Raw genomic sequence first — 17,872 nt, 5'->3', positions numbered from 1 at the left:
TCTACCCTCCCAATCCTACAGTTACTTGTTGTATAAACTGGTTCAAGCCGCTTATGGTTGTGTCCAATGGCTGGCTGAGAATGCCCGGATAAATCCCAAGCAGCAGAATGAAAGCGACTAGGGTGACCATAGGCACCGCTTCAATCAAACGTGCGTCGCGAAGGCTCTTATACTGCTCCGGCATTGGACCGAAAGTAATCTTCATAACCGCACGGAGGACATATACAGCTGTTAGAATAACCCCCAGCAAGCTGATGGCCGTGATGATCTTCATGGAGCCGAATAAGCCGAGGAAGGAAAGATATTCACTGATAAAGCCTGACAAGCCGGGCAAGCCCAGGGAAGCCATACCCGATATGAGCAAGATGCCGCTCATAAACGGCACAGATGCCGCCATCCCTCCGAGTTGCTCCAGCATTGATGTCTGCGTTCTCTCATAAATACTTCCTACAAGCAGGAACATCAGTGCAGATATCAACCCATGCGACACCATCTGGAAAACCGCCCCCTGCATGCCGATTTCGTTAAAGGCGGCTAAACCGAGCAGGACTATGCCCATATGGCTGATACTGGAATAGGCCAACACAAGCTTGAAATCCTTCTGTACAAAAGCCAGTACGGCCCCGTACAAAATGTTAATTAACCCCAACAAGGCAAGTACGAATGCCCATTCCTTGGCCTGCTCCGGAAATAGCAGGATCCCGAAGCGAATTAATCCATACGCTCCCATCTTAAGCAGAATACCGGAGTGAATCATAACAACAGACGGTGGAGCTTCGGTATGGACCTTAAGCATCCAGGTATGGAAAGGAAACATCGGCAGCTTGATGCCGAAGGCTATGAGCAGCATCAGGAAGAGCGCCCATTTTAACCCTTCCGTCATAAAGAATGGGCTCTGTGGATGATCTGTATTGACGAAGGACTGCGGTTCATTAAACAAATGGTTTGAAATCTCGTACAAGCTTCCGGTGAAATAAACCGACGTTCCATCGGGTCCTTCTATTTGAGCAAATCCGGCGGTCGTCACCACAATCAGGAAAGCAATAAGCATGATGGCGGATCCTACTCCGTTATAAAGCAGGAAACGGTTGGCGGCCTTCTCCCGATTCATGTATCCCCATATGCCTACCAGGAAGAACATCGGAACCAGCGTGACCTCGAAGAAGACGAAGAACAGGAACAAGTCCCGGGCCATAAATACACCCAACATCCCGATCTCCAGCAGCAGGAACATGATGAAGTAAGTTTTCCACCGTTTCTTAATTGAGAACGAGGCCAGAGCCGCCATGGCAGCAACGAGCGCTGTCAAGAACACCAGCGGAAGCGACAATCCGTCTACCGCGAGGCTGTAATCGAATTTCAGGTGGAAAGTGCCCTGCTCGTTAAAAAGCAGCTCTGAATTTAGCGGAATGTTGATCCAGCTATAGCTCTCGGCGTACTGATCCCCTCCGTCAGACTGATTAAAATCAACATACAGCCAGCCCGCCAATACTAATGGTATCAGCGTTGCGGCGATTCCAATCCATTTGATCCAGCGGCCTTGCTGGTTAGGGATAAATAACAGAACCAGGATGCCCAGCAGCGGAGCAAAGACAATCATACTCAGGATAGGTAAATTAGCCAAGGTCGATAAACCTCCTTCCGGCCAAAACCAATGCTAAAGCAACAAAGCCAAGGAGTGTAACGAGCCCGTAAGTCTGGACCTGCCCGTTCTGCAGCTTCGTTCCGAGACGTCCGAGCGAAACGACAGACCCCGCTACCAGCCGTACCAGACCATCGACTACGGACCGGTCTATCCCGTAGAGAAGCTTCCCCAAAACCTTCAGCGGACGAACAAGGATCCGGCTGTACAGCTCATCGATATAATATTTTCGGTTGACCAACTGATACAGCCAAGGTGCTCTCTCCGAAACCATTTCTCTGGACAAGCTGCCTTTGCCATAAATCGCCCACCCCAAACCGATTCCAAGAATAGCTGCCAAATTGGAAAGAATCACTACGATCCAATTCAGCGACTCCTCGACCGCCTCCGGTGCAAGCCAATTTCCAAACCAGGGATTAAGCCCTGGAATAAACACAAACCCGGCGATGACCGCAAGCACAGCAAGAACTATCATCGGGAAGGTCATGGATGCCGGCGACTCCTTCACTTCATGCTCGGTCTTGGGCCGACCGGTAAAGACGAGAAAGAACAATCTGGACATATACAAGGCCGTGAAGAAAGCCGCAATTAACCCGACCCAGAATAACATCTGATTATGATGATAAGCCTCGGACAGGATAGCGTCCTTGGACCAGAACCCGGATAGTGGAATCACACCTGCAAGCGCCAGTGCCCCGATGGCGAAGGTCCAGGTTGTAATCTTCATTCTGCCCGCCAATCCGCCCATTTCGTTAATGTTCTGCGTGTGCACGGCATGAATGACACTGCCCGCAGCCAAGAACAACAGAGCCTTGAAGAATGCATGGGTAAACAAATGGAAAATTCCCGCCGTGTAAGATACCCATGTACCTATCCCCAGCGCCATCATCATATACCCCAATTGGCTGACGGTAGAATAAGCGAGTACCCGCTTGATATCGTTCTGTGCCGTTCCTATAGTGGCTGCAAAGATGGCCGTGAAGGCTCCTACGATCGCAACCACTGTCAAGGCATCCGGCGACGCCCGGAAAATATCGAAGGTGCGGGCGACCAGGTAAACACCGGCAGCGACCATCGTTGCAGCGTGAATAAGCGCACTGATCGGAGTCGGGCCTTCCATTGCATCCGGCAGCCAGACGTGAAGCGGGAATTGCCCTGATTTCCCGACGGCGCCGACAAAGATTAATATGGCAATCCATGTAACGATGCCGGGAGCTATATCCGGTTGGAGAGCGAATACCTTATGTATGGATGAGAAGTCCAGAGCATGACCAGGCATATACCAGAAAAGAAGCAAAATGGCCAGAAGAAGGCCCACATCCCCGATTCGCGTCACAATAAAAGCCTTCTTGGCCGCGGCCTTCGCTTCCGGTTTATAATACCAGAAGCCGATAAGCAAGAACGAACATACCCCTACCAATTCCCAGAATATGTACATCTGTAGAAGATTAGGCGACATGACCAAGCCAAGCATCGAGAATGTGAATAACGATAAATAACTGAAAAAGGCCGACTTTCTTTCGTCCTCCTGCATATAACCTTTGGAATATATGTTAACGAGCAGACTGACTGTAGATACAATTACGAGCATGAGAGCATTCAGATTGGAAATCTCGAATCCGAATTTTACGGACAGATCGCCGATTTTAAGCCATTGAATTCCGGTCCATAAATAATTTTCGGTCGGGCCTCCCAGCCTTTCGATCAAGACGAGCACAGCCAGGATGAATGAAACGGCCGAGGCTAGAATGCTGATGTAGGCGCCCGTATCTTTAGCCTGCCGGCCTACGCCGATCAGGACCAGGAAAGCCAATAACGGAATTAGCGGGATTAACCACGCATATTGTGAAATGTCCAATTCCATGGATTTATTGTTCCTCCTTATGGTTGTTAGACAAAAGAGGCTTTTTTCTAAAGATTAGGCTAATGCTTCATCGAGTTCATTTCATCGACATTCGATGTTCCCCGATTTCGGTAGAGCATAATCAGAATAGCTACCCCGATAGCCGCTTCCGCCGCCGCAACGGTTATGGCAAATAAAGAGAACACCTGACCGGTCAAGGAAGGGTTGATCCCCAGCTTCGAGAAGGCTACCAGATTAAGATTGACCCCGTTCAGCATCAATTCAATCGAAAGCAAGATAATGATGGCGTTCCTTTTGGAAAGTGCTCCATAGAGACCGATACAAAAAAGAATGGCTCCCAAGGTTAAATAAGGAGAAATAAGGCCGCTCATCGTCAATCCTCCTCTCTTTTGGCCACGACAATCGCTCCTATGAAGGCTACGGTCAGCAGCACCGACATTAATTCAAACGGGATGACATGATCGGTAAAAATACGCGTTCCGATCTCCAGTGTGTTATCCTGTGCCAACGACACGTTCTCCACGGGAAAATCCGCTGTCTGGATGGCATAGAACAAAATTCCGAACAAACCCAGGATACCGATTCCGAGCAGAATGTTATGCGTCTGTCGGGGAGGGGGTGCCTTGTCTTCATCCCGATGCTTGGTCATCATAATTCCGAAGATCATCAGGATCGATACTGCCCCTGCGTAGATCAACACCTGGACAAAAGCTACAAATTCCGCTTCAAGCAGCACGTACAAGCCTGCCAGGCTTAGAAAAGAAAAGGCCAGCGCCACGACCATATGAACCACTTTGGTGAAGCTGATCATGAAGATCGCTCCCCCGATAATCAACAAGGCAAAGACAAAAAACACCAGATTGCTTCCGTTCGAGAAAAATTCGACAATATTGCTAAGCATCCTTCTTCGCCCCCCCTTTAGGAGACGACGAATGGTTTTCCTGTCGAATGTTCTGATCGTTCTCGTACAGCCATTGCATGTTCTTGAACAAATCATCCCTGCTGTAAGTCGCTAGTTCGAAATTATTCGTCATCACTATCGCTTCCGTCGGACATACTTCTGTGCAAAAATCGCAAAGAATGCATATTTCGAAATTGATGTCGAACGTTTCCAGTACCCGGGCTATTTTCGACTCCGGATCGGGGTTCGGCTTGCCTACCAAGGTGATGCACTCCGTCGGACAGACTCTGGCACACTGATTGCATACAATACATTTTTCAGGATCCAGATACTGAATTCCCCGGAAACGATCGGGCATTTTCAGCGGAACATCCGGATAAGCGTAAGTCACTTTCTTCCGGGTCATATTTTTGAAGGTCACGCCTAGTCCTTTCAATAAGCCTTTCATGAGATCTCCTCCCTTCGGCTCGCTCTACCGGCCAAAAATTTCGTAGAAGACGGCGGTTATAATAATATTAAGCAGGGCCAGCGGAAGCAGCACCTTCCAGCCCAACCCCATCAACTGGTCCACTCGCACCCGTGGGAAAGTAGCCCGGAGCCAGAACAGGAAAAAGACAATAAACGAGAATTTCAGCAAAAACCAGATGATGCCCGGCACGAAATCAAGAAAAGGGAACGGCGCATGCCAGCCGCCCAGAAACAGAACGGTAGTCAGCGAAGCAATGGCAAAGACGTAGACATATTCCGCCAGCATAAAGAAGGCAAAGCGAAAGCCGCTGTACTCTACATGATAACCCGCAACCAGCTCCGATTCAGCTTCGGGCAGGTCAAAGGGGGTCCGGTTCAGTTCCGAAACCGCAGCCACGACAAATACACCAAAGCCGATGATTTGGGGCAGGAAGTTCCAGTGCCAGAAACCTCCGCTTTGACCTTCTACAATGGTGGTTAATTGCATGCTGCCGGACAGCATAATGACCCCAACCACCGAAATCACGAGCGGAATTTCGTAGCTGATCATCTGTGCCGCAGAGCGCATGCCGCCGAGAAGCGCATATTTATTGTTCGAGGCCCAGCCTCCCAGAATAATTCCGATGGTCGATATCCCTGACAGGGCGACGTAGTAGAGCACACCGACATTCAAGTCGGCGAAATATATGTTTTGTGTATAAGGAATGGTGGCTAATACGGCAAAGGAAGGAACGAATGCGATGATCGGCGCGAGAATGAATAGCTGTCTTTCCGCCTTCTTCGGAATCGTATCCTCTTTCATCAACAGCTTGGCGACATCGGCCACCGTCTGCAGCAGCCCTAGTGGGCCCACCCGGTTCGGACCGTGTCTGCTCTGCATCCAGCCGATCACCTTCCGCTCGAAATAGATGGCATAGGTCACATAACCCAGGATGACGAGAAGCAGTACCACGGATAACAGAAAATAAATAGTGAAGCTCTTCCACGTTAACGCGTCCAGAAACCAGTTGGCCATTAGCTGTCCACCTCCCCAACAACGATGTCTATCCCGCCGAGAATCGTAATCAGATTGGTCATCGTTTCCCCTACCAGCAGTTTAGGAAGAATTTGCAGATTGATAAATGAAGGCCTTCTGAACTTCAATCGATAAGGCTTATCACGCCCTCTGGATATAATATAACATCCAATCTCCCCGCGTGGCGATTCAATTCCCGCATAAACTTCCCCTTCCGGAGCGCGGATGACTCTCGGTACCTTACCCATAATTGGCCCATCTTCGGGGAACTGCTCCAAAGCTTGTTCCAGGATGCTAAGCGATTGCCTGATCTCCTCCAGCCGAATGCAATAGCGGTCATAGCAATCCCCGTTCTTGCCTACCGGAACGTCGAATTCAAATCGGTCATAGAGGCAATAAGGTTGAGCTTTACGCAAATCCCAGTTCACACCCGTGCATCTGAGATTGGCTCCGCTTAACCCATAGCTGATGGCAGTTTCCGCATCGTATTGACCGATTCCCTTTATTCGGGCCAGAAAGATTTCGTTGCCGCTCACCAACTGATCGTATTCTTCGACTTTTTTCTTCATATACGGCACGAAATCTCGTACTTTATCAATCCAGCCTTCGGGAGCATCCCATTTGACGCCCCCTACCCTCATATAACTATAAGTTAATCGGGCCCCGCACAGCTCATTGAATAAATTAATAATCATTTCCCGATCGCGAAAGGCGAACAGGAACGGGCTCATCGCCCCAATGTCGAGCAGGTAAGTCCCCCACCAGACCAGATGACTGGCAACCCGCTGCAGCTCCATGACAATAAGCCGTAGAAATTCGGCTCTCTCGGGAACCTCCAATTGCAGAAGCTTCTCCACCGTATGAACAAGCACATAGTTATTGGTCATGGCCGAGACGTAATCCATCCTGTCCGTATAAGGTATGATTTGAGTATAGGATAAATTCTCGGCCAGCTTCTCTGTCCCTCTGTGAAGATAACCCATAACCGGGATGGCTTCCTTAATGACCTCTCCATCCAGTTTGACAATGATGCGGAACACTCCATGCGTGCTGGGATGCTGTGGTCCTACGTTTAGCAGCAGCTCTTCTGTCCGTATCAATCGTTACACCTCCGGATCAATCGGTTCATAATCTTTGCGCAGCGGGTGACCGACCCAATCGTCCGGCATCATAATTCTCCTTAAATCCGGATGCCCCGGAAAATCAATCCCCAGCAAATCGTAAATTTCCCTTTCCTGCCAATTTGCCCCCTGCCATACGGAAGTAACAGAAGGAACGGCAGGCTGCTCCCGGTCGGTCTTAACCTTAAACAAAAACTCCTGCTTCGTGTTCAAAGAAATTAAATGGTACGCAACTTCCATATGCGTTTCCTGATCGATCCCGGCAACATTCCGTAAATAATTCAATTGAAAATGCTCATGATCCCGAACGAATTTCGCTGTTTCCGCCCAATAATCGCTCTTGATGAAAATGTATGGCCGATGACCGTCTAATTCGTTAATAAACGCATCCTCAACGGCCTCGTGAGAGACTTTATCCCTTATCCATTGTACCGACTTATCCAATAAAGGCTGCATCGGAGAGGGCTCCTTGGGAACTTCCGCCTCTTCTTTCTTAGCCTTGGCTTCCGCTCTGGCGGCACGCGCCTCCGCGGCTCTCTTCAGCTTGGCTTCGCGGTCCTCTGCAGCCTGTACCTTTCCTTCCTTAGGCGCGGAATCGGAAGGCTCTGAAGCAGTCTTCTGCTCGGAAGCCTCTGGTTTCGGGCTCTCCGCTTGATTCCGGGTACTCCGCGCGGCTCTGGGAGGTGGGCTGGCCGCATTCTCCCCCGCAAGCGGTTTCATAATTTTATCCTGTTCCGATTCGGGAGGAGGGCTTGTTTCAGCTTTCGCCTTGACCGCTTCAGAATCACCAGATGAGACTTCGCCGCTGTTCTTCGAATGGTCCTGTTGTCTCGGCTCCTCAGATGGAATATCTTCTCTCTTCCCCTGCTCCTTCTTATCCTCACTCACAGATTCGTCACCTGCTTCCCGGTTTTCGCTTCGTAACGAATTTTCTCCTGCAGCTTCATTACCCCATAAATCAACGCTGCGGGATTAGGCGGACAGCCTGGAATATAAACATCGACAGGTACAATCTGGTCTACTCCTTTGACGACCGAATACGACCGGACATAAGGCCCTCCGGCTGTTGCACACGAGCCCATGGCAATAACCCATTTCGGTTCCGGCATCTGCTCATACAGCCTGCGAATGAGAGGGGCCATCTTCTTAGTCACCGTCCCGGACACGATCATGACATCCGCCTGTCTGGGCGAGGTACGGAACATGACGCCGAAGCGGTCAAAGTCATAGTGGGGGCCACCGGCTCCCATCATCTCAATGGCACAGCAAGCCAAACCGAAAGTGAGCGGCCATAAGGAATTGCTCCTAACCCAACCCTTGACCTGCTCTATAGTCGAGTAAAAAACAGTTCTCTCCAGCTCCTGTCTTTCCTCCGGACGAATAGACTCTAACGGGAATTCCATTTCAGCACCTTCTTCTTCCAAGCATAGATTAGCCCCACAACCAGCAAGGAAATAAAGATTAGCATCTCTACAAGCGCAAACAGCCCTAGCTTATGATAAGCTACGGCCCACGGGTAAAGAAAGACGGCTTCCACATCAAAAATTACGAACATCAAAGCAAACAAATAATAGCGGATATTAAATTGAACTTGACCTTCTCCCACTGGTACGTTACCGCTTTCATAGGTGGTCAATTTTTCTTCGTGCGGTTTATTAGGTCTCAAAAGCTTGCCGATCGTCAGAGCGATTACTGGGAGCAGTACGCCTAACGAAACGAAAATGGCGACAATTACGTAATTGTTAATATACTGCATTCTCGCCGTTTCCCTCCAGTCTCTTGAAATGAATAATCCCCACAATTATAACAAATGGGGAAAATAGTGTCTAATGAAATAACACATCAAGGATAAACTGCTATAAGCCGTCCTTAGGACGGGCGCGTTTACCGATGAAATACTAAGAACAGGTATAGATGAAAACTTATACTTTCTTATATTTTGAAAAAGCCCGAAGCCCACATCTATTGCCCATTATTAACCGCCAAATGTCCAAAATCAGGAAAATGTAGCCATGCACAAAAAAAAGCGCGAAGGATTGTCCCTCGCACTTCATTCTCGGGGTTACTTTCTACCGGCAACTTCCAAACGGGTCAGCGCACGCTGAAGCGCCAACTCGGCCCGGCGATAGTCAAACTCATCTCTCTTCGCCAAATACTTCTCCGCACGTTCCTTGGCCGCTCTCGCTCTTTCCAAATCGATATCGCCAGGATATTCGGCACTCTCCGCAAGAATGACTACCTTATCCTTACGAACCTCCATAAATCCTCCATGGACGGCCAGAACCTCTTCCGTATTCCCTTTTTTGATTCTGACCGGAGCGATTTTTAAAGGAGAGACCATCGGAATGTGGTTCGGCAAAATTCCAAGTTCCCCTTCTACTCCCTTAACAACGATCATATTGGCGTCAGACCCGTAGAGAACTTTCTCGGGTGTAACGACTTCTAAGAAAAAGGTACTCATGCCGATCCCTCCTGAGAGTTTCCCGGTTCAAGCTTCATCCAGACGAGGATGAAGCTCAGCCAGAAAACACCACTTCGTAAGCCCGTGTCGATTTCTGCCGACGATACAGGCCTTTAAAAACCATTTCACAGGCTATCCGTTACATACTTTTAGCTTTTTCGACAGCTTCTTCGATCGTACCAACGTACAGGAATGCTGCCTCCGGCAAATCGTCATGCTTTCCTTCCAGAATTTCTTTAAAGCTGCGAACCGTATCTTTAACCGGAACGTACTTACCGGGATTACCCGTGAACTGCTCAGCAACGTGGAAGTTCTGGGACAGGAAGTTCTGGATCTTACGTGCACGTTGAACGGTCAGCTTATCTTCATCGGACAATTCGTCCATACCCAGAATTGCGATAATATCCTGCAGCTCCTTATAGCGCTGCAAAATTCTTTTAACGCCTTGAGCTACATTATAGTGCTCTTCGCCAACTACTTCCGGTGTCAAAATCCGGGAGCTGGAAGCGAGCGGGTCTACCGCAGGGTAAATTCCCATCTCGGAGATTCTACGCTCCAGGTTGGTCGTTGCATCCAAGTGAGCGAATGTCGTTGCCGGAGCCGGGTCCGTATAGTCGTCCGCCGGAACGTAAATCGCCTGGATCGAAGTAACCGATCCTTTCTTGGTTGACGTAATCCGCTCTTGCAGCTGACCCATCTCTGTTGCCAGAGTAGGCTGGTAACCAACCGCAGAAGGCATCCGTCCAAGCAGGGCCGAAACCTCAGATCCCGCTTGGGTGAAACGGAAGATGTTGTCTACGAACAGAAGAACGTCTTTACCTTCCTCGTCACGGAAATGCTCTGCCATTGTCAGACCGGTCAAAGCTACGCGAAGACGGGCACCCGGGGGTTCGTTCATCTGTCCGAATACCATCGCGGTTTTCTCGATAACGCCTGCATCCTTCATCTCGTGGTACAGGTCGTTTCCTTCCCGCGTTCTCTCTCCAACGCCCGCAAATACGGAAATCCCGCCGTGCTCCTGGGCAATGTTATTAATTAATTCCTGAATAATAACGGTTTTACCAACTCCGGCACCGCCGAACAGACCGATCTTACCGCCCTTCGCATATGGGGCCAGCAGGTCTACTACTTTAATTCCGGTTTCCAGAATTTCCGCTTGGGTGGTCAGTTCTTCAAATACAGGAGCCGATTTATGAATCGGGCTGGTCAGAGATCTGTCCACTTTTCCGGCATTGTCAATTTCATCGCCCAATACGTTAAACACGCGGCCCAGCGTGGCATTACCTACCGGCACGGAAATCGGTGCCCCTGTATCCAGTGCTTCGATTCCGCGAACCAATCCGTCCGTGGAGGACATAGCGATACAGCGAGCTACGTTATCTCCCAGATGAACCGCCACTTCCACCGTCAAATTGATTTCCGGATCGTTGGCGGAAGTGGATGGCTTATGAATCTTGACCGCATTTAAAATCTCAGGCAGTTGTCCGCGCTCGAACTCAATGTCGACGACCGGACCCATAACCTGCAAAACGCGTCCTTTGTTCATTCTTTTCCCTCCTAAAGCTTTTTACCCGGGGTAAGAAGCTATCTTCGTAAGCTTAAGCTGAACTTTGAAATCTATATAGTGCTGCAAATTTTGTAGGAATAAGCCGAATCTTGTTAGGCTGCCGGGGTTATACCTGGGCATTCGCACCGGCAACAATTTCCGATATTTCCTGGGTAATAGCAGCCTGACGTGCCCGGTTGTACTGAAGGGTCAGCGAGGAAATGAGCTTGGATGCATTTTTCGACGCATTTCCCATAGCTGTCATTCTTGCCCCGAATTCCCCGGCTTTTGCCTCCAGTACAGCACTGTACACAAGAGTTTCCGCATATTTGGGCAGCAGTACTTCCAATACCTTCTCTGCAGAAGGCTCATACTCATATTCCGTCCGAGCATGGCCGCTATCCTCAACCTCTACAAGAGGGAGCACGCTCTTCTCTATCGGTCTTTGCGAGAGGGCATTGATAAATTGGTTGTAAACCAGTATCAACTCGTCGCAATGGCCTTCTTCGAAATAGCGGACAGCAGCATTGGCAATCGTCTTAATATCGGAAAACTTCGGAGAGTCGGACAGACCAACTACTTCCTCTACGACCGGGTACCCGCGCTTCGTCAGGAAATCCCGGCCCTTGCGCCCGATCACGAACAGTGAGTATTCGTCAAAAGATTTATGCTTGCTCTGCAGCGTCTGAGTAAGCTTCCTCAACAGGTTGGAGTTATATCCTCCCGCCATTCCACGGTCAGATGTAATCACCAAATAACCGGTTTTCTTAATCTCCCGTTTCTGCAGCATGGGATGCTGAACATCCCTTGTCCCGGCCGCAACGTTAGAAATGACTTCCTTCAGCTTGTCGGCATAGGGCCGGGATGCCAATGCGGCATCCTGCGCCTTCTTCAACCGGCTGGCGGCAATCATCTCCATCGCCCGGGTAATCTGCTTCATGCTCTGCTTACTTTTGATCTGACGCTTTATATCACGCATACCTTTAGCCATTCATGTTCACCGCCTTTGAACTTGCCCGGTGCAAGTCAGAATCGTTGTGAATCGTTACTCAGATACGGAAAACCCTTTTTTAAACTTCTCGATAGCCGCACCCAGCGCCTTCTCATTATCCGCCGTCAAGTCTTTCGTATCGCGGATCGACGCCAGAATTTCAGGGTGACTCATATCCAGGAACGCCAAGAACTCTTTCTCGAACCGAAGGACGTCCTTAACCGGAATATCGTCCAAATATCCTTTAACGGCTGTGTAGATGCTGACTACCTGTCTCTCTACCGCCATGGATTCGTTAACGCCTTGCTTCAAAATTTCAAGCGTACGGGCTCCGCGGTTAAGGCGGGCTTGTGTCGCTTTATCCAAATCGGAAGCAAACTGGGAGAAAGCCTGAAGCTCACGGTAAGAAGCCAGATCCAGCTTCAATGTACCGGCTACTTTCTTCATGGCTTTGATTTGGGCCGATCCCCCTACCCGGGAAACGGAAATACCGACGTTGATAGCCGGACGCTGTCCCGAATAGAACAGGTCGGACTCCAGGAAGATCTGTCCGTCCGTAATCGAAATAACGTTCGTCGGGATATAGGCCGACACGTCGGAAGCTTGGGTTTCAATGAACGGCAGCGCCGTCAAGGAGCCTCCACCCAGCTCATCGTTCAGCTTAGCCGCACGCTCCAGCAAACGGGAGTGTAGATAGAACACGTCACCGGGATAAGCTTCACGGCCCGGAGGACGTCTAAGCAGAAGGGACAGTTCCCGGTAAGCTGCGGCTTGCTTGGTCAAGTCGTCATAAATAACGAGAACGTGCTCGCCTTTATACATGAAGTATTCGCCCATCGCGCATCCGGAATAAGGAGCGAGGAACAGGAGCGGAGCGGGCTCGGACGCACTGGCCGTAACTACAATGGTGTAATCCATTGCACCGTTGCGGCGCAGCGTTTCGACAACTTGAGCAACAGTCGATTGCTTCTGTCCGATAGCTACGTAAATACATTTCACGCCGTTGCCCTTCTGGTTGATGATCGTATCGATGGCAATCGTCGTCTTACCGGTTTGACGGTCACCGATGATCAATTCCCGCTGTCCGCGTCCGATTGGAACCATCGAGTCGATCGCTTTAATTCCGGTCTGCATCGGCTCATGAACGGATTTACGGTCAATAACACCAGGAGCAGGCGCTTCCACCGGCCGGAACGCTTTCGTAGCGATCGGCCCCTTGCCGTCTACCGGCTCGCCAAGAGGGTTAACTACACGGCCCAGCAGCTCTTCGCCTACCGGAACCTCCATAATGCGGCCCGTCCGTTTAACTTGATCGCCTTCGCGAATATCTTTGTAAGGACCCATGATAATGATCCCGACATTATCTTCCTCGAGGTTCTGGGCCATTCCCATTACCCCGTTGGAAAATTCCAACAGTTCGCCGGCCATAACGTTCTGGAGGCCATGCGCACGGGCAATTCCGTCCCCGACTTGAATGACGGTTCCCACGTCGACTACTTGAATATCGGATTGATATTGTTCAATCTGCTGTTTAATCAGAGAGCTTATTTCTTCAGGTCTGATACTCAACGAACCTCACCCCTATCTACATTGCTTGAGTTTGCTTCAACGTTTTTTCCATCCGTGCAAGCTTGCCGGACAAGCTTCCGTCATACAGCCGGTCGCCAATCCGCACCTGAATCCCGCCGATCAGGCTGGAATCAACTACATTATGGACACGTATGGTCTTGCCGATCAATTTGCCGAACTGTGCAGCGATCGCCTGATTCTCCTGCTCATTCAGAGCGTCCGGAGAGTAGACGGTAGCATCCGCTTGCCCCAGTCTTTCGTTGGCAATGCTGATGTAATAGTCCAGCAGAACATGGAACAGCGTTCCTCTCCTTCTCTCGATCAAAAGGCATATCGTATTGAACACAATATCGGAGACGCTGTCTTTAAACACCCGGGACAGAAGGTTAATTTTATCGTTCAGATCAAATTTCGGATGCAGCAGAAACTCGTACAAATCCTCGTTTTGTTCGATAATGGCAACAACCGATCTCAATTCTTCCTCTACCTGAGAGACGAGGCTCCGGCTTTGAGCAATCTCAAACAGCGCTTTGGCGTACCTTTTCGCTACGATCGTATCGCTGCTCATAGCTTGCCTCCCACCTCTTTAAGATATTGATCGATCAGCTGCTGCTGGGATTTCTCATCGATCTGCTTTTCAATAATTTTGGAGGCGATCATAACAGCCATGGCGCTTACTTGACTGCGCAGAGCGGCTACAGCCTTATCTTTCTCGTTGGCAATATCCTTAATCGCTTCCTCTTTAATGCGGTTGGATTCGTCTCTTGCCGCCTGAACGATCTCTTCCGCCTGTTTCACGCTCATTTGTCTGGCTTGTTCAATAATTTCATGCGCTTCCTTGCGGGCTTCCTGAATTGCCTGTCTTTGCTCGGTGATCAGCTTCTCGGCCTCTTGACGGTTGGATTCCGCAGATTGGATTTGACTCTGAATCATCTCTCTCCGCTTCTCCATCATTCCGAACAAAGGACCGAAAGCGAATTTATTCAGCAACCAATATAAAATCAAGAAAGCGATAATCGCAAATACTGTAGATTCCCAATGAAAACTCATTCGTGTCACTCCCTCCTTACTTGACGACGTTCCAAGAATGCAACCTTAAGCAAAACGAAGGCGTGGATGGCCCAGGCCCTCCCCGCCAAGCTTCGGGCTTATGTGGAATTAGCTGCTGAAGAACATCAAGAATGCCAGAACGACCCCGATCAAAGGAACAACCTCAACGATACCAACCCCGATAAACATCGTCGTTTGCAAAGTACCGCGCAGCTCAGGCTGACGAGAGATTCCTTCTACTGTTTTGCTGACAATCATACCGTTACCAATACCGGCGCCGAAAGCACCCAAACCAACTGCAATAGCTGCTGCTAAAAATTCCATTGTTAAAAAACCTCCCAAATTGTTTAAGTTATAATAGTATATCTGATCTCATGCCCAAGGAAAGTCTCGTGTCCTCCGACAGAGCTCGACAAAGGTTAGTGTCCTTCTTCATGGACAGATGCCTGAGAAATATAGACCATCGTCAAAATAGTGAACAAGAAGGCCTGTATTGCCCCGACGAAAATACTGAAGCCTTGCCACACGGCCAACAGCGGAATACCAAATGCTCCCGCCATGATAATGGTCGCTATCAAAATTTCGCCCGCAAAAATGTTCGCGAACAAACGAAGACCTAAAGTAACCGGCTGGAAGATAGTTTTAATCAAGTTCAGCGGGAAGAATATCGGATAAGGTTCAAGGTAATGCTTGAGGTAATGCTTGGTGTTCCGTGTCAAGCCCAGATAGTGGACCAGAACAAACACGATAGCCGCAAGCCCCATCGTCACCGAAAGGTCGGCTGTCGGGGATTTCCACCACAGCACCTCGGCTCCCTCGTGCCCTTTCGCTTGCCCTTCCTGAATAGCATCCTCAGAAACTATCGGCATCCCCATAAACTCGACAGGCTCCGTATGCCCCGTAACGACAGCAAACGGCAGTCCCAGCACGTTGGATATAAAAATGAACATTATCAAGGTAAGACCTAACGAAACGAAGGCCTTCGCCTTCTTCAAAGGCATGGTGCTGGCAATGGTATTATGAACAAACTCAACCAACCATTCCATAAAATTCTGCATCTTGGAAGGATTCTCGACGGAGAGATTCCGGACACCCAAGCGAGCAACGATAAAAGTGATGATCGCAGCTACGATAATGACGAAAAAAGTCGACAGATCAATTGTAAGACCGCCAATCTCTAGCAAAGGAGAGCTATGCATCGATCATTTTCACCCCTTTCCACGCATGCCTTTATTGGTTTTGAAATACGACAAGATTCCCATCAGGAGTGTTGCCATCTGAACAAAGAATAAACCTATGATCATGGAAATCAAATCGAACTGCGGAAACTTGACACAAATCATCGTTCCGATCAGAGCCATGCAGGCCCTAGAGATAAAACCCGAATTGATCCGCTTCCCCGTATTCTCCATGACAAGCCTTGTAATCGCCTGGATCTTGGCTCCCAGCAATCGGGCATTGATCAGACTGATGACCGTTCCGAGGACAAGTCCGGCCGCATAAGGCTTGGCTTGAGGCACGAGAGCCCAGACGAGCAGACAAATAGCCAGAAAAAACATGGCGGCACGGGAAACGGTTTTCATATAGGCCGTTAAATCATTCATTCGTGTCCTCCAGAAATCGCTTGATCAGAAACACGACACTGACAATGCCGACAAACAGACCTATAATCAGTCCTCCGGCTTTCCAGGCTGGGGATAAGCCGAATCGATCGCTCACAAACGAACCTCCAAAATATCCAAGCAGTATGCATACAATAAGATCAGCGCCGATCGCACTGACCATTCCCGCGGCCCGCCATGGATTATCATTCGGGTTAGGCTTTTTCATACTTTTTCTCCTATCGTCAGTGACGTAAACGGACAAAAAGGAACCTGCCTATGAAATCGTTTTTATTCGGGTAATTTGCGCAGCAATCCTAATTCATTTTAATAAAGCGCGGTCCTGTTTGTCAATTCATTAAAATCCAAACATTTCGTGAACAGCATACAAAAAAGCCTTATAAAATCTGGATTTTTCAGTATCGCCAACTAAACAGTGCAACTGTATGGTGTATGGTAGACTTTAACTTATTACACTTTAAAAGGTTGTGGTCTTTGTGACGATAACCCAAAGTGATAAAGAATCGCTTGAACAATCCTTTGGGAGGCTTGTCCGTCACCATAAGGATTTGCCGCCCTGCTCATTTTACCATAGAGTTCTTCGTTCGTCAGCAAAGCCCGCATCCTTCCATAAACATCCTCTTCCTTGGTGCCGACCAGCTCGAGCGTCCCCGCCTCAATTCCTTCAGGCCGCTCAGTGGTATCCCTAAGGACAAGCACGGGAATCCCGAAGGACGGAGCTTCTTCCTGCAATCCCCCGGAGTCGGTCACTATCAAATGAGTATGAGGATAAAAATTATGAAGATCTACGACATCCAATGGTTCAATCAAGCGAATCCGCGGGTGATCTCCTAAATATTGGCGGGCAGGCTCCAGAACGGCTGGATTCGGATGGACCGGATAGACAATTGCAATATTTTCGAACTCATCGGCGATCCGGCGGACAGCCTGGAAAATTTGACGGTGAGGCTCGCCCTGCGATTCCCTGCGGTGAGCCGTCATCAGAATCATCCGCTTGCCCTCCGCCCATTCGAGCATCGGATGGGTGTAACCTTCTTTAACCGTATATTGGGGAACATCCGTCACCGTGTTGCCGGTAATGTAGATTCCGTCTTCGGGCTTGTTCTCCTTGCGCAGATTACCCGCAGACCATTCTGTCGGAGCGAAATGCAAATCGGCGAGCACCCCGGTCAGCTGGCGGTTCATTTCTTCCGGATAAGGAGACAGCTTATTCCATGTTCTTAATCCTGCCTCCACATGGCCTACTTGAATCTGCTGCAAGAAAGCGGCGTAGCTTGCGAGAAATGTCGTTGACGTATCCCCGTGGACCAAGACAACATCCGGCTTTGCTTCACGGAAGACCGGCTCCAGACCTTGCAGCACCCGGACGGACAGCTCGGCCAATGTCTGGCGGTCCTTCATCACATCCAGATCATAGTCCGGCTTAATATCGAATACCTCCAGCACCTGGTCCATGATTTGACGATGCTGGGCCGTAACGCATACAAGCGACTCTATCTGATCGGGATGTTTCTCTAATTCCTTGACCAGCGGAGCCATCTTGATGGCTTCGGGTCTTGTTCCGAATACGGTCATCACCTTTATTTTCTTCATGATTATCCCCCTCCCGATTTACATGTAAC

The 17,872-nt window shown here is 49.4% G+C and carries 21 protein-coding genes; all 21 read right to left on the bottom strand.

The annotated features are described in order from the left end of the window. Position 1: 1 nt before the first annotated feature. A complete protein-coding gene (locus ACTHRH_RS05880; protein ID WP_379291074.1) occupies positions 2-1,600 on the bottom strand; it encodes a complex I subunit 4 family protein in 1,599 nt (532 codons plus the stop codon). A 16-nt stretch (positions 1,601-1,616) separates the two neighbouring features. Then, positions 1,617-3,506, bottom strand: coding sequence for an NADH-quinone oxidoreductase subunit L (gene nuoL, locus ACTHRH_RS05875; RefSeq protein WP_440414534.1), 1,890 nt, complete (start codon positions 3,504-3,506; stop codon positions 1,617-1,619). 59 nt (positions 3,507-3,565) lie between these two features. Further along, positions 3,566-3,877: an NADH-quinone oxidoreductase subunit NuoK gene (nuoK, locus tag ACTHRH_RS05870; RefSeq protein WP_150959293.1), complete on the bottom strand. Its 312-nt coding sequence runs from the start codon at positions 3,875-3,877 to the stop codon at positions 3,566-3,568. Between the two features lie 2 nt (positions 3,878-3,879). Continuing rightward, positions 3,880-4,407: an NADH-quinone oxidoreductase subunit J gene (locus ACTHRH_RS05865; RefSeq protein WP_144934341.1), complete on the bottom strand. Its 528-nt coding sequence runs from the start codon at positions 4,405-4,407 to the stop codon at positions 3,880-3,882. Beyond that, positions 4,400-4,855: an NADH-quinone oxidoreductase subunit NuoI gene (nuoI, locus tag ACTHRH_RS05860; RefSeq protein ID WP_379291045.1), complete on the bottom strand. Its 456-nt coding sequence runs from the start codon at positions 4,853-4,855 to the stop codon at positions 4,400-4,402. The genes ACTHRH_RS05865 and nuoI overlap by 8 nt, the downstream gene beginning before the upstream one ends. A gap of 24 nt (positions 4,856-4,879) precedes the next feature. Then, a complete protein-coding gene (gene nuoH, locus ACTHRH_RS05855; RefSeq protein ID WP_144934344.1) occupies positions 4,880-5,890 on the bottom strand; it encodes an NADH-quinone oxidoreductase subunit NuoH in 1,011 nt (336 codons plus the stop codon). Beyond that, the gene (locus ACTHRH_RS05850) at positions 5,890-6,990 is read right to left on the bottom strand and encodes an NADH-quinone oxidoreductase subunit D (RefSeq protein ID WP_379291047.1); all 1,101 of its coding nucleotides are present in this window, start codon (positions 6,988-6,990) and stop codon (positions 5,890-5,892) included. Before ACTHRH_RS05850 ends, nuoH begins: the two co-directional genes overlap by 1 nt. A 3-nt stretch (positions 6,991-6,993) precedes the next feature. Beyond that, positions 6,994-7,899 carry an NADH-quinone oxidoreductase subunit C gene (locus tag ACTHRH_RS05845; RefSeq protein WP_379291049.1) on the bottom strand — a complete coding sequence of 302 codons (906 nt, stop codon included), beginning with the start codon at positions 7,897-7,899 and terminating at the stop codon, positions 6,994-6,996. Then, a complete protein-coding gene (locus ACTHRH_RS05840; RefSeq protein WP_379291051.1) occupies positions 7,896-8,414 on the bottom strand; it encodes a NuoB/complex I 20 kDa subunit family protein in 519 nt (172 codons plus the stop codon). Before ACTHRH_RS05840 ends, ACTHRH_RS05845 begins: the two co-directional genes overlap by 4 nt. Continuing rightward, complete coding sequence (locus ACTHRH_RS05835; RefSeq protein ID WP_144934350.1) at positions 8,399-8,767, bottom strand: NADH-quinone oxidoreductase subunit A; 369 nt, start codon at positions 8,765-8,767, stop codon at positions 8,399-8,401. The genes ACTHRH_RS05840 and ACTHRH_RS05835 overlap by 16 nt, the downstream gene beginning before the upstream one ends. Before the next feature lie 306 nt (positions 8,768-9,073). Next, entirely contained in the window at positions 9,074-9,472 is a 399-nt protein-coding gene (locus ACTHRH_RS05830; protein WP_144941529.1) for a F0F1 ATP synthase subunit epsilon, read from the bottom strand. Positions 9,473-9,611: 139 nt separating this feature from the next. After that, complete coding sequence (gene atpD, locus ACTHRH_RS05825) at positions 9,612-11,018, bottom strand: F0F1 ATP synthase subunit beta (RefSeq protein ID WP_144941531.1); 1,407 nt, start codon at positions 11,016-11,018, stop codon at positions 9,612-9,614. 127 nt (positions 11,019-11,145) lie between these two features. Further along, a complete protein-coding gene (gene atpG, locus ACTHRH_RS05820; protein ID WP_144941533.1) occupies positions 11,146-12,009 on the bottom strand; it encodes an ATP synthase F1 subunit gamma in 864 nt (287 codons plus the stop codon). A gap of 54 nt (positions 12,010-12,063) precedes the next feature. Then, a complete protein-coding gene (gene atpA, locus ACTHRH_RS05815; protein WP_144941535.1) occupies positions 12,064-13,578 on the bottom strand; it encodes a F0F1 ATP synthase subunit alpha in 1,515 nt (504 codons plus the stop codon). 16 nt (positions 13,579-13,594) lie between these two features. After that, positions 13,595-14,146 (bottom strand): F0F1 ATP synthase subunit delta, encoded by a 552-nt coding sequence (locus ACTHRH_RS05810; RefSeq protein WP_379291055.1) that lies wholly within the window; start codon positions 14,144-14,146, stop codon positions 13,595-13,597. Beyond that, complete coding sequence (gene atpF, locus ACTHRH_RS05805; protein WP_379291057.1) at positions 14,143-14,628, bottom strand: F0F1 ATP synthase subunit B; 486 nt, start codon at positions 14,626-14,628, stop codon at positions 14,143-14,145. Before atpF ends, ACTHRH_RS05810 begins: the two co-directional genes overlap by 4 nt. A gap of 108 nt (positions 14,629-14,736) precedes the next feature. Then, complete coding sequence (atpE, locus tag ACTHRH_RS05800; protein ID WP_144941541.1) at positions 14,737-14,952, bottom strand: F0F1 ATP synthase subunit C; 216 nt, start codon at positions 14,950-14,952, stop codon at positions 14,737-14,739. 95 nt (positions 14,953-15,047) lie between these two features. Then, a complete protein-coding gene (atpB, locus tag ACTHRH_RS05795) occupies positions 15,048-15,827 on the bottom strand; it encodes a F0F1 ATP synthase subunit A (RefSeq protein WP_379291060.1) in 780 nt (259 codons plus the stop codon). 9 nt (positions 15,828-15,836) lie between these two features. After that, complete coding sequence (locus tag ACTHRH_RS05790) at positions 15,837-16,232, bottom strand: ATP synthase subunit I (RefSeq protein ID WP_379291062.1); 396 nt, start codon at positions 16,230-16,232, stop codon at positions 15,837-15,839. Then, a complete protein-coding gene (locus tag ACTHRH_RS05785; protein ID WP_379291064.1) occupies positions 16,225-16,458 on the bottom strand; it encodes an AtpZ/AtpI family protein in 234 nt (77 codons plus the stop codon). The genes ACTHRH_RS05790 and ACTHRH_RS05785 overlap by 8 nt, the downstream gene beginning before the upstream one ends. Positions 16,459-16,700: 242 nt before the next feature. Then, complete coding sequence (gene wecB, locus ACTHRH_RS05780; RefSeq protein WP_440414526.1) at positions 16,701-17,843, bottom strand: non-hydrolyzing UDP-N-acetylglucosamine 2-epimerase; 1,143 nt, start codon at positions 17,841-17,843, stop codon at positions 16,701-16,703. Between the last annotated feature and the right edge of the window lie 29 nt (positions 17,844-17,872).

This window comes from Paenibacillus sp. SAFN-117, from assembly GCF_051966115.1.
GTDB classification, from domain to species: Bacteria; Bacillota; Bacilli; order Paenibacillales; family NBRC-103111; genus Paenibacillus_L; species Paenibacillus_L residui.
Note: the sequence above shows the minus strand (reverse complement) of the source record. Positions and strands in the feature narration are given on the sequence as shown.

Coding starts and splice junctions, on each gene's coding strand:
- ACTHRH_RS05880 (WP_379291074.1), bottom strand. CDS start 1,600: ATGATTGTCTTTGCTCCGCTGCTGGGCATCCTGGTTCTGTTATTTATC.
- nuoL (WP_440414534.1), bottom strand. CDS start 3,506: ATGGAATTGGACATTTCACAATATGCGTGGTTAATCCCGCTAATTCCG.
- nuoK (WP_150959293.1), bottom strand. CDS start 3,877: ATGAGCGGCCTTATTTCTCCTTATTTAACCTTGGGAGCCATTCTTTTT.
- ACTHRH_RS05865 (WP_144934341.1), bottom strand. CDS start 4,407: ATGCTTAGCAATATTGTCGAATTTTTCTCGAACGGAAGCAATCTGGTG.
- nuoI (WP_379291045.1), bottom strand. CDS start 4,855: ATGAAAGGCTTATTGAAAGGACTAGGCGTGACCTTCAAAAATATGACC.
- nuoH (WP_144934344.1), bottom strand. CDS start 5,890: ATGGCCAACTGGTTTCTGGACGCGTTAACGTGGAAGAGCTTCACTATT.
- ACTHRH_RS05840 (WP_379291051.1), bottom strand. CDS start 8,414: ATGGAATTCCCGTTAGAGTCTATTCGTCCGGAGGAAAGACAGGAGCTG.
- ACTHRH_RS05835 (WP_144934350.1), bottom strand. CDS start 8,767: ATGCAGTATATTAACAATTACGTAATTGTCGCCATTTTCGTTTCGTTA.
- ACTHRH_RS05830 (WP_144941529.1), bottom strand. CDS start 9,472: ATGAGTACCTTTTTCTTAGAAGTCGTTACACCCGAGAAAGTTCTCTAC.
- atpD (WP_144941531.1), bottom strand. CDS start 11,018: ATGAACAAAGGACGCGTTTTGCAGGTTATGGGTCCGGTCGTCGACATT.
- atpG (WP_144941533.1), bottom strand. CDS start 12,009: ATGGCTAAAGGTATGCGTGATATAAAGCGTCAGATCAAAAGTAAGCAG.
- ACTHRH_RS05810 (WP_379291055.1), bottom strand. CDS start 14,146: ATGAGCAGCGATACGATCGTAGCGAAAAGGTACGCCAAAGCGCTGTTT.
- atpF (WP_379291057.1), bottom strand. CDS start 14,628: ATGAGTTTTCATTGGGAATCTACAGTATTTGCGATTATCGCTTTCTTG.
- atpE (WP_144941541.1), bottom strand. CDS start 14,952: ATGGAATTTTTAGCAGCAGCTATTGCAGTTGGTTTGGGTGCTTTCGGC.
- atpB (WP_379291060.1), bottom strand. CDS start 15,827: ATGCATAGCTCTCCTTTGCTAGAGATTGGCGGTCTTACAATTGATCTG.
- ACTHRH_RS05790 (WP_379291062.1), bottom strand. CDS start 16,232: ATGAATGATTTAACGGCCTATATGAAAACCGTTTCCCGTGCCGCCATG.
- ACTHRH_RS05785 (WP_379291064.1), bottom strand. CDS start 16,458: ATGAAAAAGCCTAACCCGAATGATAATCCATGGCGGGCCGCGGGAATG.
- wecB (WP_440414526.1), bottom strand. CDS start 17,843: ATGAAGAAAATAAAGGTGATGACCGTATTCGGAACAAGACCCGAAGCC.